Annotated in this window: 11 protein-coding genes; 2 read left to right on the forward strand and 9 right to left on the reverse strand. The window is 62.7% G+C overall.

What is annotated here, in order from left to right; translation table 11 throughout:
• The first annotated feature begins 63 nt into the window (after nucleotides 1-63).
• Nucleotides 64-528 carry a hypothetical protein gene (locus AC245Y_RS27555; RefSeq protein WP_017996827.1) on the forward strand — a complete coding sequence of 155 codons (465 nt, stop codon included), beginning with the start codon at nucleotides 64-66 and terminating at the stop codon, nucleotides 526-528.
• Nucleotides 525-815 carry a type II toxin-antitoxin system RelE/ParE family toxin gene (locus AC245Y_RS27560; RefSeq protein ID WP_017996826.1) on the forward strand — a complete coding sequence of 97 codons (291 nt, stop codon included), beginning with the start codon at nucleotides 525-527 and terminating at the stop codon, nucleotides 813-815. Before AC245Y_RS27555 ends, AC245Y_RS27560 begins: the two co-directional genes overlap by 4 nt.
• Nucleotides 816-823: 8 nt before the next feature.
• Here AC245Y_RS27560 and AC245Y_RS27565 read toward each other — a convergent pair whose 3' ends face one another.
• The 9 genes from AC245Y_RS27565 to AC245Y_RS27605 all read right to left on the reverse strand — a co-directional run bounded on the left by AC245Y_RS27565 (nucleotide 824) and on the right by AC245Y_RS27605 (nucleotide 13,964).
• Complete coding sequence (locus AC245Y_RS27565; protein ID WP_012763550.1) at nucleotides 824-1,291, reverse strand: cyclic nucleotide-binding domain-containing protein; 468 nt, start codon at nucleotides 1,289-1,291, stop codon at nucleotides 824-826.
• A 101-nt stretch (nucleotides 1,292-1,392) separates the two neighbouring features.
• Nucleotides 1,393-4,107: an ABC transporter transmembrane domain-containing protein gene (locus AC245Y_RS27570; protein WP_012763549.1), complete on the reverse strand. Its 2,715-nt coding sequence runs from the start codon at nucleotides 4,105-4,107 to the stop codon at nucleotides 1,393-1,395.
• A gap of 182 nt (nucleotides 4,108-4,289) precedes the next feature.
• A complete protein-coding gene (locus AC245Y_RS27575) occupies nucleotides 4,290-5,435 on the reverse strand; it encodes a glycosyltransferase family protein (protein WP_026157657.1) in 1,146 nt (381 codons plus the stop codon).
• Complete coding sequence (locus tag AC245Y_RS27580) at nucleotides 5,432-6,679, reverse strand: glycosyltransferase (RefSeq protein WP_017996824.1); 1,248 nt, start codon at nucleotides 6,677-6,679, stop codon at nucleotides 5,432-5,434. Before AC245Y_RS27580 ends, AC245Y_RS27575 begins: the two co-directional genes overlap by 4 nt.
• A gap of 9 nt (nucleotides 6,680-6,688) precedes the next feature.
• Nucleotides 6,689-7,897 carry a glycosyltransferase family protein gene (locus AC245Y_RS27585; protein WP_003553521.1) on the reverse strand — a complete coding sequence of 403 codons (1,209 nt, stop codon included), beginning with the start codon at nucleotides 7,895-7,897 and terminating at the stop codon, nucleotides 6,689-6,691.
• A gap of 96 nt (nucleotides 7,898-7,993) precedes the next feature.
• Nucleotides 7,994-9,166 (reverse strand): ABC transporter permease, encoded by a 1,173-nt coding sequence (locus AC245Y_RS27590; protein ID WP_003553523.1) that lies wholly within the window; start codon nucleotides 9,164-9,166, stop codon nucleotides 7,994-7,996.
• Complete coding sequence (locus AC245Y_RS27595) at nucleotides 9,166-10,164, reverse strand: ABC transporter permease (RefSeq protein WP_003553525.1); 999 nt, start codon at nucleotides 10,162-10,164, stop codon at nucleotides 9,166-9,168. The genes AC245Y_RS27590 and AC245Y_RS27595 overlap by 1 nt, the downstream gene beginning before the upstream one ends.
• A gap of 3 nt (nucleotides 10,165-10,167) precedes the next feature.
• A complete protein-coding gene (locus AC245Y_RS27600; protein ID WP_017996823.1) occupies nucleotides 10,168-12,075 on the reverse strand; it encodes an ABC transporter substrate-binding protein in 1,908 nt (635 codons plus the stop codon).
• Nucleotides 12,075-13,964: an ABC transporter ATP-binding protein gene (locus AC245Y_RS27605; RefSeq protein WP_017996822.1), complete on the reverse strand. Its 1,890-nt coding sequence runs from the start codon at nucleotides 13,962-13,964 to the stop codon at nucleotides 12,075-12,077. Before AC245Y_RS27605 ends, AC245Y_RS27600 begins: the two co-directional genes overlap by 1 nt.
• Nucleotides 13,965-14,100 lie beyond the last annotated feature (136 nt).

Consider the following 14,100-nt stretch of genomic DNA (forward strand, 5'->3'; position numbering starts at 1 on the left):
TATTGAATGCATTGCAATCTATAATTAAATGCATATCCTTATCGGCCTGAACGAGGATATGCCATGACCGCGGAAACCATCGATCATTCGACCCTTTCGCGCCTTGTCGAAGCAGGATCGGTCGATGCCGTGCATGTCGTTGGCAAGACCGGCGGCTGGTCCGTCGTCATCCGATACGGCAAGGCCGAGCGCCCGCTTGCCGCCCAACGCAGCCGGCAGGTGCGCGTGTTCAAGCGCATGGATACCTTGGTGTCTTATCTCAAGGATGTCGGCATCTCGCGGTTCGATGTCGACGCGGCCGATTATGCTCCGGGGATTGCATCGCGGCCGGATCGGGCCGCGGCTCTGCGTCGTACTCATAAGGCGGCGGAATACGACAAGTGGTTCCGCAAACAGGTCGAGGAGGCGATCCGGGAAGCCGATGATCCGAACGCTGTCTGGATAAGTGCGCAGGAGGCCGAAGAGCGAATGGACAAGCTTCGGGCCGAACTGTTCGCGCAGTTGGAATCCGGAGATAAGGCTTCTTGATCGTCAAATGGCTGCAGCAGGCTCTCCTGGATCGGGAAGGTCAGATCCGGCACATCTTTGCTGAAAATCCAAAGGCTGCAATCGCATTGGATGATGTCATCCGACATCAAGCCCAAATACTTGGCGATCATCCCGAAGCAGGACGCGGTGGCCGTCTCGACGGAACGCGGGAATTGGTCATTCCGCGCACTGCATTTCTGCTGATCCATCGCATCGACAGAAACGCACAGAAGGTAGAAATTTTGCGCCTTCTCCATGGTGCCGAGCAATGGCCGCCGAAACGCTGAATGCGTTTTTACTGCGCCATTTGCGGCTGTTTCGCCGCCCGGGCCGCGGTCAGTTCCGCCGTGGTGTGGTTCAGACGGTCGGCCAGCACCCGCATGATTTCCACGGCCATCTCCGGAAAATCGCTGAGCAGCTTCAGAAAGTGCTCCTTGCTGATGCGCAGCACTTCGAGCGGCGAGGTGGCGCGCACCGTTGCCGTGCGCGAGACATCGCAGAGAATGGCGATTTCGCCGACGATGGAATTGGGTTCGACATCTGCGACCTTGATCTCGCCCGCCGGCGAGGCGACGACGATATCGGCCGTACCCGTGAGGATGACATAGGCGGCATCACCGACATCGCCCTGATGGAAGAGGTCCTGTCCGGCCTTGTAGGTCATGCGATCGGAGGTAAAGGCCAAAAGCTTGAGCTTTGCTGGCGCGATCCTTGAAAAGATCGGCACCCTTCGCAGCATTTCGACTTCGTCTCTCAACAGCATGAGCGTTTCAATCCCCTGATGCAGGGTCCACAGGACCAGGCACCTTCAAACTCCGAGGCGTTCCCATCGGGAACACCCACCATCGCCGCCCCTATAGAATATTACGATAACAGTTCCTTGAACATCCCGTTTTTCTCGGAAAGTTCCGGAAAGTTTCCGGCTTCCGCCAATCCGCCGCGGTCGAAGAGCAGGATCCGGTCGAACATCTCCGCCAGCCGGGCATTGGAGAGCACCCAGATGATCGCCGGCCGATGGCCTTCCTCGTGCAGGTTCTCGATGATGTTGCGGGTGATCTGATCCTGAACGCGCTGGTCGAGCGCCGACAGCGGCCGGTTGAAGATGAAATAATCCGAGCGCTTCAACAGTGCGCGGGCCAGGTTCAGCTTCTGCCGCTGCACCATGGTCAGCCGTTTGCCGCCGGAGCCGACGTCGAATTCGAGGCCGATCGACAGCACGTCGTCATAAAGATCGAGCGCATCGAAGAGTTCGCCCATGATGCCGCGGAGGCGGTCGGAGGCGTCAGCCTGCTGATAGGCGATACGGCCGAACAGCACATTGTCCATTAGGCTTGCCGACGGGGTGAAACGCTCGGCATCGTAGCGCTCGATCAGCTCGGCAAGATCGGCCGGAATATGCTCGTGGAACTGCTTGCGGGCGCTGACGATCTTGTCCATCAGCTCGTTCGTCAGCAAGCCGAAGCGGTGGCGCGGCTCGATATAGGCAAAACTCAGCCGGATGATGGCCGAACGCTCCTCGGGCGTGGCGTCCTCGAAGCGGCGGCTTTGCAGCTTCTGCAGCAGCGCCTGGTAGGTCGGAATGTCGTCGGCCGTCATGAAGGTCAGCTGCTGGAAGAAAGGATGGTCCGGTGGCAGGTCGTGGAAGAGTTCCACCGCGTTCTCGGCGATCTCGAGGCCCATGTCGTAGAGATCGGTGCTAAGCCCGGTCTCACGGAAGAGCTGCTGGAAATAGGGATGCGCGGCAAGCCTGCGGTTGGTCATCAAAGGCCGCTTCATCGTGCCGAAGAGCAGGTTCTCGCCGACCGTCGCCTGGGCGTTATAGGCATCGAAATCGAATGGCACGACGATGGTGTCGAGCCCCTCGTCGCGCAGCCGGTCCCTGAGCGAGGCGCGTAGCGCCACGACGTGGTCGCCGAGCGCCACATGCACGTCGGTGTTGACGGTCGAGCGCAGCGCCAGATCGAGGATGTCCTGCGAGATCAGCACGGCGTCGAGCACCGGGCGGATCGCTTTTAGAATGTCCTCGGGCCCGCTGGCGCCGGCGGCCTTGTAGTCCACCCAGTCGCTGTTGAGGTCGAGCGTCGGGTTGCCGGCCTTCTCCGCCTCGGCGGAATGCCATTTATACTCCAGCGCTTCCCGCTCGTCGTAAACGGGATCGGTCATCGGCGCATGCTTCAGGCCGTAGAGCAGATTGCTGGCGAGCGTGCCGTGGAAGAAGAAGGTGTCGGACGAGGCATAGGAGATGCGCCGGCCGGTGATCGATTCCGGCATCTCGAGGAGATCGCGGCCGTCGATGGTGATGCGGCCGGAGTCCGGCCAGACCATGCGGCCGAGCGCTTCGGCGAAGGCTTCCGCGCCGCTGCCGTTCGGCCCGACGATCGCCACCGTCTCGTTCGGCTTGATCTCGACGGAAACGTGGTCGACGAGGCGGGCGCCGCTGTCGTCGGAGAGCGACAGGTTGGTGACCACGAACGCGCCCGTCAGCGCGCCGACCGGGGCGGTTGCGAGTTCCTGGATGCGGCTGTCGATCAGCGGCTCGACATTGAACTGCTCGTAGACCTGCTGGTACTTCACCTGCACGTCCTGGCGCATCTGGTCCCAATCGATCAGTTCCTTCAGCGGACCGGGCAGGTCCTTGTAGGCTGATATGACGGCGACCAGCTGGCCGATGTCGAGCCGGCCCTGCAGCGCCAGATAGCCGCCGATCGCGTAAAACAGGAAAGGCGTGACCTGGGCGAGGAAATTGTTGATGAATTTTACCAGGAACTTCCACTGGTAAAGGTCGTAGCGGATCGAGAAGATCCGGCCGAGCCGCGAGGCGATGTCGGCGCGTTCGAGGTTGGATGTGTCGTTGCCGTGGATCGTGCCGATGCCCTCGACGATTTCGCCGACGCGGCCGGAGAGTTCGCGCGCCGTCAGCTGCCGCTGGCGGCCGAGTTCGAGCAGGCGCTTGCGCATGCGCGGAATGACGATCGCCTGCACGCCGACAATGCCCGCGGCGATCATGCCGAGCCAGAAATTCTGGACGATGATGAAGGCGAGCGCCGTGATCGCCTGGCCGCCGAGAAGGGCAGGGGAGACGAAGGCATCGCCGGTGAAGCCGCCCATCGGCTCCACCTCGTCCTTGATCATGGTGGCGATTTCGGCCGATTTTACCCGCTTGAAGTGAATGGGCGGAAAACGCAGCACCCGGTCGATCAGCTCGAAGCGGATACGGCGCAGCATGCGCTCGCCGAGCCGGCCCTTATAGGTGTTGATGTAGAATTTGAAGAGGCCGTTCAGCACCACCAGCGCCAGAAACACCAGGCTGAGGGCCATCAACATCTGGAAGCGGTTGAGCTGCAACCCTTGAAAGAATTCGACATGGCCGATCAGAGGCAGGTCGTAGGCAATATGCATGAAGGTCTGCGTGGCGCCCGGGCCCTCGAAGCCGTCACCCTGGATCGGTCCGTTGACGATCTGCTTCGGCAGGTCGAAGGACAGGAAGTAGGGCACCATCGAGGCGGCGACGACAGCCAGAATCCACAGCTGCTGCAGCCGCGTGTTCTTCCAGATGTAGCGGGCGAGGCTTTTTTCCATGGCTAACCGTCAGCTTGCTGGGAAATTCCGGGGGCGCGATCCGGGCGCCGGGACGGGGAGGAATTCTAAGGACAGGATCATGCAGCCGGACCGCCGATATCGCAATGAAAACAAGGCGAAAGGACCGGCTGCAAAAGTGCCGATTCTCGCCGGAACATTGCTTATACCACAGGAATTTTGGATTAGGCGAGGGATTCGGCAATCATGGAGCGAATGATGGAGGCGGTTTTCTCCGCCCCGTCGAGGTCGAGCGAGACCGGCCCCCGTGGCTGAGCGGCGAGCGCCTTTTCGACCGCCTCTTTCACATGGCCCGCCGTCAGGCCGGTTTCCGGCAGGATATCGGCAAGGCCGAGCGCCTGCAGCCGTTCGGCACGCACCGTCTGCTCGGTCTCGCCGCCGGCGACGAAGGGAATGAGGATCGCCCGGCATTGGGTGCGCAGGAGATCGCCGACCGTGTTGTAGCCTGCCTGTGAGATCGACACCTTGGCGCCGCGAAGCAGCGAGGGAAAATCCCTGCGGAAGCGCACCAGCGTCACATTCGGGCCCACGCCCTCCAGCAGCGCGGCGAAATCGGCCTCAGGCAGGTTCGGGCCCGCGACCAGCAGCCAGCGAAGATCGTCGGGCAGCAGCGCTGCCGCCTCTTTTGCCGCGCCGATCAGCGCGGCGCCGACCGCGCCGCCACCCGCCGATGCGATGATGTCGAATGTCTCGGTCGGTTCGGGTGCCGGCGGGGCTGCGACGAGGCCGGTATAACGCAGCCTGTCGGCGATCTCTGACGTCAGCGGGAAGGTGTCCTCAAGCCTGACGAAATCCGGATCGCCGTGGACGAGCACGGCATCGAAATGATCCTTGACCAGCGTGGCGGTCTCCGCGTCGCGGCCGGCCTTGCGGTTTTCCTGCAGGATGTCGCGCACCGAGCTTAGAAGTTTCGGCCGCGGTTCTGCCTTGTCGATCGCCTCGAGCAGCGGCAGCAGTTCGAAGCGCATCTGTCGCCGGCCAAACGGGAAGGCTTCGATGATGACGACATCGGGCCTTGCGGCATGAAAGGCATCGAGTAGCAGCTGGCGGCGGGCATGGAGGAAATCCTCGTCGGCCGGCCGGCCATCGGCATCGGCGAGACCGGAGAAACCGGCATTGCTGGCAACGACCGCCGGCAATGCCACGGTCTTTACGCCTTCGCCCGGAAAGCCCGGCACCGGCAGGCCGCCAGTCACGACCGTGACGTCGAAACCGTCCTTGATCAGCGCGTTGGCGATGCGGCTGGCGCGGGCGATGTGACCGATGCCGAGCAGGTGCTGGACGTAGAAGAAGATACGCGGTGCCGTCATGACGCCTTCTGCCATTCGGCCTCGAACAGGCCGGTGAGCTGTCTGATGCTGGAGTGATAGTCGAAATATTGGCGCACCTGGCGTTCGGCGGCATCGCCGAGCCGCTTGCGCAGTGCCGGGTCGCGGATCGCCGCCTCCAGCGCTACGGCGAGCTTCGCCGGGTCGTCTGGCGGGACGACGAGGCCGTTTTCACCGTTCTTCAGCAGTTCCGGCACACCGGATACTTCGGTCGACAGGGAGACGAGCCGCTGGCTCGAGGCCTCGACCAGGACGTTCGGCAGGCCGTCGCGGTCGCCGTTGGCGGCGATCCGGCACGCAAGCGCGAAGAGGTCGGCGCGGCGGTAATGATCGAGCACGTCTTCCTGGGCCATGGCGCCCTTCCAGACGATGCGGCCGGAGATCCCGAGGTCGGCGGCCAGCGCCTTCAGTTTCGCAAGCTCCTCGCCGCCGCCAATATGGTCCATGCGCCAGTGAAGCTCGGCGGGCAACAGCGCCAGTGCGCGCAGCAGCACGTCGTAACCCTTCTTTTCGACGGCGCGGCCGACGCTGAGGATGAAGGCCGGATCGTCCGGGTCGCTGCCGGTCCGGTCCGAACGCTCGCCGGCAAAGTGGCCGAAGCGGGCGAGATCGAGACCGTGGTAACTCAAATGCACGGCGTCCTTGCGTGACGTCAGCGTGCGCATATGGTCGTAGCCCGTCCTGGTGCAGGTGACGGTCCAGCGGGCGCTGCCGAGTTTCTCGTTCAGCTCCCAGTCTGGCGACGTCCATATGTCCTTGGCATGCGCCGAACAGGTCCAGGGCGTTCCCGTGAGGATGCTGGCATATTCCGTCACCGAGGCCGGCGTGTGGATGAAATGGGCATGCAGCCATTCGCCCCTATCCGGCCATTCGCGCCCCAGCACCAGCGCCTGGCCGAGGCGGCGGAAGCGGTTGCGGGAGACGTCGCGCACGAGGTCGGCGAGGAAGCGTTTCATCAGTGCCTTGAAGCCGGGTTTGGAGAGGCCGGCGATGAGGCCCTTCAGCACGCGGATCGGCTCCTCGTGCAGATATTCCGGCAGATAGACGACACGCGCCCGGATCTCCTCATGCACGGGATGGCGCTTCTTGTCGGTCGGCCGGCGCATGGAAATCAGCGTCAGGTCGAAGCCGGCCTTTTCGAGGCCGAGCAGCTCCTGGGCAATGAAGGTTTCCGAAAGGCGGGGATAGCCCTTCAGCACGACGAGGATCTTGCGGCGTGGCGGCAAGGCCGTGCCCTATTCCGCGCCGACGAGGGAAAGGTGGCTGCCGCGGCCGTCGATCCAACGGCCGACGGTCTGGGAGATATGGTCCAGCCCTTCGAGACGCATATTGCCGCCGCTCTTCGACGGCGGCTGGCGCGAAGGCAGACGCTTCAGCGCTTCGGCCATGATCGTGGGGTCGACCGACTGATCCGGCAGCAGCATGTCGACGAGGCCGAGCTCGCTTGCCCGCAGGGCGCGCAGCAGCTGCTCTTCGCGCGGCTTGACGCGCGGCACGATGAGGGCCGGCTTGTCGAAGGAGAGGATCTCGCAATAGGTGTTATAACCGCCCATGGCAACGACGCCGGTCGCGCCGTCGATCAGCTCTTCCATGTGGTTGTCGAACTCGATCACCTCGATATAGGAGATGGCTTCGCCCTTCTGCACCAGCTTGGCGCGCTCGGCGGCCGGCATATAGGGCCCGAGCACGACGAGCGCCTTTTGCGTCAGCGTCGGATCGGCCTCGTAGGCGTTCATGACGTCATGAACGAGATCGGAGCCGTCGCCGCCGCCGCCTGTGGTGACGAGGATGTAATTGTCCTTGCGGGCGTTGATCGAGGTCTTGCCCTTGGAGACGCTGCGCTGCAGGAAGCCGACGAAATCCATCTTCCGGCGCAGGCTGGCCGGGACGTCGAGGCCGATCAGCGGATCGTAGAAATCCGGCGGACCATAGACCCAGACGCTGTCGTAATACTGGTCGATCTTCTGCATGACGCTGTTCTTCTTCCACTCGGCCTCGAGCAGATGCGGCGCGTCCATGATCTCGCGCAGCCCCAGCACCAGGACGGTGCCGCGGGCCTTGAGATAGGCGAGCGTATCCTCGACCTCACCCTTCAGTCCCATCGGCTCCTTGTCGACGATGAAGATATCGGGCTGGAAGGTCTCGGCCGTGTGGCGAATGCTCGATTCGCGCATCTTCAGCGTCTCGTGCAGGTCGATATGGCTGGCGAGCGAGGTATATTCGCCGTTGCGGAGCTTGATGACGCTCGGGATCTTCACGAAGTCTACACGGGCGCGGTAGTCGAAGGCGCCGGCGATGGTGGCACCGGAAATGATCAGAATATTGAGGCCGCGATAATCCTCGACCAGCGCATGGGCAATGGCGCGACAGCGGCGCAGATGGCCGAGACCGAAGGTGTCGTGGCTGTACATGAGGATGCGCGCATCTTCGAGACGTCTGGACATGGGCATCCCTTCTGGGGTCAGCAACATAGTTAGTAACCCCACCGTCCGGAGGCCAAGAGGTGGGGGCGGTGCGGTGATGCGCCGCCGCGTTTCCTGCTATTTGTAGGGATCTGCCGCGTCACGCAAGCCGTCTCCCAGAAAGTTGAACGCCAAAATGACAAGAACAACAGGAATGATCGGATAGAGCAGCCAGGGATAGAAGGCGATGACGCTGACGCTTTTTGCCTCGGTCAGCAGAATGCCCCAGCTGGTGATCGGCGGACGAAGGCCGAGGCCGAGGAAGGAGAGCGCGGTCTCCCCAAGGATCATGCCGGGGATTGAAATCGTCGCCGAAGCAATGAGATGCGACATGAAGCCCGGCACCAGATGCCGGCCGATGATGCGCGGCGTGCTGGCGCCCATCAGCTGTGCGGCCTGGACATAATCCTCCTCGCGCAGCGCCAGAAGTTTGGAGCGCACGGCGCGCGCGAGCCCCGTCCAGTCGATGATGCCGAGGATGACGGTGATGCCGAAATAGATGACGATCGGGCTCCAGGTCACCGGCATGATGGCAGCCAGCGCCATCCACAGCGGCAGGCTCGGCAGCGATTGCAGCACTTCGATCAGGCGCTGGACGATGAGATCGAAGACGCCGCCGCGGTAGCCGGCAAGGCCGCCGATGACGATGCCGAGCACGAAGCTGATCGAAATGCCGATCAGGCCGATCGTCAACGATATGCGCGCGCCGTAGAGGATGCGCGAGAGCACGTCACGGCCGAGCCGGTCGGTGCCGAGCAGGAACATCTGGCCGCCGATCGCCGGGCAGACCAGATGATAGTTCGACGTGACGAGACCCCAGAATTTATAGGCATCGCCGCGGCAGAAGAAACGGATCGGCTGCACGTCGTTCGGCCTGTCGGAATAGACGCGGTGCAGCGTGTCGAGATCGAGCGTCATGCCGCGGCCGTAGACGAAGGGACCGACGAAGCTGCCCTTGTCGAAGAAATGGACGGCCTGCGGCGGCGCGTGGATGAAATCGACGTTACGCGTGTGCAGGCCGTAGGGCGCCAGGAACTCGACGATCAGGATCATCAGGTAGACGGCGGCGAGAAAGATGCCGGAGATCAAGGCGAGCTTGTGCTGCTTGAATTTCCACCACATCAGCTGCTTTTGCGAGGCGAGATGGATGCGCGATTGCGCCGACGTCATCGATTCGGTCGCAAGCGGATCGAAAGGAGCGGTCGAGACGTAGTGCGGAAGCGGCGCGCCGGGTGCGGGAAGGGGCGACATTATTTGGTGCTCCTGCCTTGCAGACGGATGCGGGGATCAAGGAAGCCCAGCGCGATGTCGGAGATCAGCACGCCGATGACGTTGAGGAAGGCCAGGAACATCAGGAAGGAGCCGGCCAGATACATGTCCTGGCTCTGCAGCGCCTTGATGAGCATCGGCCCCGTCGTTTCCAGCGACAGCACGATCGCGACGATCTCGGCGCCCGAGATGATCGACGGCAGGATCGAGCCGATATCGGCGACGAAGAAGTTGAGCGCCATGCGCAGCGGATATTTGACCAGCGCCTTCAGCGGCGGCAGGCCCTTGGCGCGGGCGGTGACGACATACTGCTTCTGCATCTCGTCGAGCAGGTTGGCGCGCAGCCGCCGGATCATGCCGGCCGTGCCGGCCGTGCCGACGATGATCACGGGGATCCACAGGTGAGAGAGGATCGACCGCGCCTTCTCCCAGCTCATCGGCGCCGAGATATATTGCTGGTCCATCAGATGGCCGATCGAGATGCCGAACCAGATATTGGCGAAATACATCAGGATCAGCGCCAGCATGAAGTTCGGAACGGCGATCCCGAGCAGGCCAAGGAACGTCAGCCCGTAATCACCCCAGCTGTACTGGTGCGTGGCCGAATAGATGCCGATCGGAAAGGCGATCAGCCAGGTGAGCAGGATCGTCGTGAAGGAGACGAGCATCGTCAGCCAGAGACGATCGCCGACCACGTCGGAGACCGGCAGCTGGTATTCGAAGGAATAGCCGAAATCGCCGTGCAGCATGCCGCCGACCCAGTAGAAATAGCGCACGATCTCCGGCTTGTCGAAGCCGTATTGTTGGCGCATCTCCTCGATTTCCTGGAGGTTGGCGGTCTCGCCGGAGGCACGCAGCTCGGCGATCTGGCTCTCGAAGAAGTCGCCGGGCGGCAGTTCGATGATGGTGAAGACCAGCGCCGAAATGACGAAGAGTGTCGGCACCATGGCGGCGATGCGCCAGAGAATGTATCTGAGCACGCCTCAGGCCTCCTTGTACCAGAATGCATCCGGCATATAGACGCCGAGATAGGAGGTGGGATCGAAGCCGTAGAGCGCTTTCTCCGGCAGGTTCTGCAGTTTGGCGGCGCAAAGAACGGGCTGCAGCGTGCTGTTGATGAGACCGATCGAGAACACCTGCTGCGTATAGAGCGCCAGCATCTTGTGCCAGATCACCTGGCGCTCCTCGAATTTCGCCGTCGAGCCCCATTGGCTGAGCAGGTCGACCAATTCCGCAGCCTCAGGCAGATCCGGTGCGACCCCCTCCTGGCCGGCGGAAAGGTAATGCATGCCCCAGAGCGGCCATTGCAGCTGATCGTCGAGCGTCGGCGCAAGGCCGGCCGGCGACATGTCGGCCGTCGGCACGCCATTGTCGAGGCCGTACCAGATCGACATCATGATCGAACCGCTCATGGCGCGGTTGCGGAAGACGTCGCGCTGCGAGGTCCGGGTATAAAGCGCCAGGCCGATATTGGCCCAGTGGTCGTGCACCAGCTCCAGCACGTCGGTGTCGAGATTGCTCTCGCCGGCGGTCTCGACGGTGATCTCGGCGCGCCGCCCGTCGGGCAGAAGCCGCATGCCGTCGTCGCCGCGTTTGGTCAAGCCGAGCTCGTCGAGCAGACGGTTGGCTTCGTCGGGATCGAACTTCACGAAGGCGTCGGCATATTCCTGCTTGAAGAGCGGGCTGTCGGGCAGGACGGTGTCGGCGCTTGGCGTGCCGAGGCCGTAAAAGGCCACCATGTTGACCTCGTGCCGGTCGATCGCCAGCGACAAAGCCCGGCGCAGTCGCACGTCGCGGAAGAGGCCGCGCCATACCTCGTCGGCGCAGTTGAGGTTCGGCAGCAGCGTGATGCGCGAGCCGCGCGCGAGCTTCCAGAGATTGACCTTCACCGGGAAGCGCTTCTCGGCCTCCTTCAGGAAGGTATAGTCGTTGAAATCGATGCCGGTTACCTGCAGGTCGGCTTCGCCCGCACCGGCCTTGGCGGCGATGATCGACGAGGAAGAGACGTTGAGGATGAAACGGTCGAGATAGGGAAGCTGCCTGCCGGTCTCGTCGACGCGGTGGAAGAACGGGTTACGCTCGAAGACGAACTGCTCGGACGGCAGCGGCGTCGTATTGCGCCAGGGATCGAGCGTCGGCAGGTTCGGATTTTCCGGACGGTAGGAACGCGCCATCTTGATGTGCAGATCCTGCCATTTCTTGACGCGGTAGGTCTTCATCATCTCGTCCATCTTCGCCTGGTCGGGCTGGAATTTCTTGTGGAACTGCTTGAGATAATGACCGGGGCCGAAGATGACGAGCGGCTGCGGGCCGGCCAGCGTCGGCAGGAACATCGGGTTGGGTTTTTCCCAGGTGTAGCGCACGGTCAGCGGATCGAGCATTTCGAAGCGCGGCAGGCTGCCGTGCGGACGAAGCTCCAGCGCGCCGCCGCCGGGCGTCAGCTTGTCGTTCAGAATGACGTCTTCCCACCAGTAGCGGAAATCGTCGGCCGTGAACGGCTGGCCGTCGGACCATTTATGGCCCTCGCGTAGCGTGAAGGTGAAGACGGTGTCGTCCTCGGACTGGAAGGAAGCCAGGATGTCCGGCTGGAACTGCAGGTGCTTGTTGTAGCCGACCAGGCGGGCATAGCCGTAGATCGTCATGAAGCGGATGTCGCGCTGGCTGCCGATGATGGTGCGCACCGTGCCGCCGTAGGCACCGGGTTCGAGCCCCATCTCCTTGAGATTGACGATACGCGGGCGGGCGGGAATGCGCTCGGCCATCGGCGGCAGGCTGCCTGATGTCAGCCGCTCCTCGAGGAATTCCGGCTCGCTGGCCTGTCCGGCGCGAAGCGCAGCTGGCGCGATCGCAGCACCGACGAGGCCGCCGAGAAAGACGCGACGCGTCACCATCAGCGCAACTCCCTGATATCGGCGCCCTTGCGGGCGCGCACCAGATGGCCGTCGCCGAGGTCGGCATAGGCAAGCTCGGAAGCGTCGTCGTGCTCGGCGGTGAAGGTCACGCCCCAGTTCTGCTTGTCGGCGGCGCCGTTTTCCCTGAGCGCCTTGAAATCGAGCGGCCGGTCGAGATCGGGGAAGGGGACGGCGGCGAGCAGCGATTTCGTATAGGGGTGCACCGGATCGCGCAGGATGATCTCGCGCGGCGCGATCTCGACGATGCGGCCCTTGCACATCACCGCGATGCGGTCGGCCATGTAATCGACGACGGCGAGATTGTGCGAAATGAACAGATAGGTAAGCCCCAGTTCCTTCTGCAGGTCCTTCAACAGATTGAGGATCTGCGCCTGCACGGAGACGTCGAGCGCCGAGACCGGCTCGTCGAGAATGACGAGCTTCGGGCCGAGCGCGAGTGCGCGCGCGATACCGATGCGCTGGCGCTGGCCGCCCGAAAAACTGTGCGGGTAACGGCTGAGATAACGCTTGTCGAGGCCGATTGCCGCCATCAGCCCCTCGACCTTGCGCTTGCGCTCGTCGCTGTCGCCGCGGTCATGGATCTCGAGCGGTTCACTCAGGATGTTGCGCACCGTCATGCGCGGCGAGAGCGAGGAGACCGGATCCTGGAACACCATCTGGATCTTGGTGCGCATGTCCTGCAGTTCGGAGCCCCTGACGGAGAGGACGTCGACGACCTCCTTGCCGTCGTTAAACACCACCGCGCCGCTATCCGGCGTGATGGCGCGCATCAGGATCTTGCTGAGCGTCGTCTTGCCGCAACCGGACTCGCCGACCAGACCAAGACATTCGCCGCGGCGGATGTCGAAGCTGACGTCGTCGACGGCCCGCAGGACGGTGGCTTCGTGCTTGCCGAAGAAACTGCGCTTGCGCGTCTTGTAGGTCTTCGAGAGGTTGGCGACGGATAGCAGGATGCCCGGCGCCTCCGCCTGCAGCGGCTTCTTCTTGCCGACCAGGGCTTCGAGATTGACCGTTACATCGCGCAGCGCTTTCAGCCGCTCGCCGGGTTTCATGTCGAAATGCGGAACGGCGGCCATCAGGCCCTTGAGATAGGGATGCTGCGGATTGCGGAAGATCGCCTCGACCGGTCCCGCTTCCATGATCTCGCCGTGATAGATGACGACCACCTCGTCGGCCATGTTGGCGACGATGCCGAGATCGTGGGTGATGAGCAGCATCGCCATGCCGAGCTTGGCCTGCAGCTCGCGGAGCAATTCGAGGATCTGCGCCTGGATCGTCACGTCGAGCGCCGTCGTCGGCTCGTCGGCGATCAGCAGCGCCGGCTTGCAGATCAGCGCCATGGCGATCATCGCGCGCTGGCGCATGCCGCCGGACAGTTCGAACGGATACATGTCGTAGGTGCGATGGGGGTTGGAAAAGCCGACCAGGCCGAGCATCTCCTCGGTCTTTTCACGGGCTTCCCGCTTGTCGGCTTCGGTGTGGATCAGCAGCACTTCGCTGATCTGGTTGCCGATCGTATGCAGCGGCGAGAGCGAGGTCATCGGCTCCTGGAAGATCGTCGCCATGCGCCGGCCGCGCAGGTCGCGCATTTCCTCGCTGTCGCGCGGAAAGGACAGGATATCGGTCGTGGAGCCGTCGAGCGGATCGGTGAACAGGATGCTGCCCGTGGCCTTGGCCGGATTGGGCAGGATCCCCATGATCGACTGGCTGATCACCGATTTTCCCGAGCCGGATTCACCGACGAGAGCGGTGACCTTACCCGGAAGAATGCGAAGATTGGCTTGTTTTACGACCCGTAACCGGTCACCGAAAACCGAGAAGGAGACGTCGAGATTTTCAATACGCAACAGATCCGCTGCAGACGCCATGCCAATGAAATTCCCCAGTCTTCTATGTTCCCGTTAAGTCACACTATCGTACCGCAAACGGGGTGTCTAGCTGATGACAATCATAGAAAAACCCCCACGTCCCGCCGAAGTTCCCAAGGCGTGACGCGCGGATTAT

This window comes from Rhizobium sp. SRDI943 (assembly GCF_057653695.1).

Coding starts and splice junctions, on each gene's coding strand:
- AC245Y_RS27605 (WP_017996822.1), bottom strand. CDS start 13,964: ATGGCGTCTGCAGCGGATCTGTTGCGTATTGAAAATCTCGACGTCTCC.
- AC245Y_RS27570 (WP_012763549.1), bottom strand. CDS start 4,107: ATGGAAAAAAGCCTCGCCCGCTACATCTGGAAGAACACGCGGCTGCAG.
- AC245Y_RS27565 (WP_012763550.1), bottom strand. CDS start 1,291: ATGCTGTTGAGAGACGAAGTCGAAATGCTGCGAAGGGTGCCGATCTTT.
- AC245Y_RS27585 (WP_003553521.1), bottom strand. CDS start 7,897: ATGTCCAGACGTCTCGAAGATGCGCGCATCCTCATGTACAGCCACGAC.
- AC245Y_RS27575 (WP_026157657.1), bottom strand. CDS start 5,435: ATGACGGCACCGCGTATCTTCTTCTACGTCCAGCACCTGCTCGGCATC.
- AC245Y_RS27600 (WP_017996823.1), bottom strand. CDS start 12,075: ATGGTGACGCGTCGCGTCTTTCTCGGCGGCCTCGTCGGTGCTGCGATC.
- AC245Y_RS27555 (WP_017996827.1), top strand. CDS start 64: ATGACCGCGGAAACCATCGATCATTCGACCCTTTCGCGCCTTGTCGAA.
- AC245Y_RS27590 (WP_003553523.1), bottom strand. CDS start 9,166: ATGTCGCCCCTTCCCGCACCCGGCGCGCCGCTTCCGCACTACGTCTCG.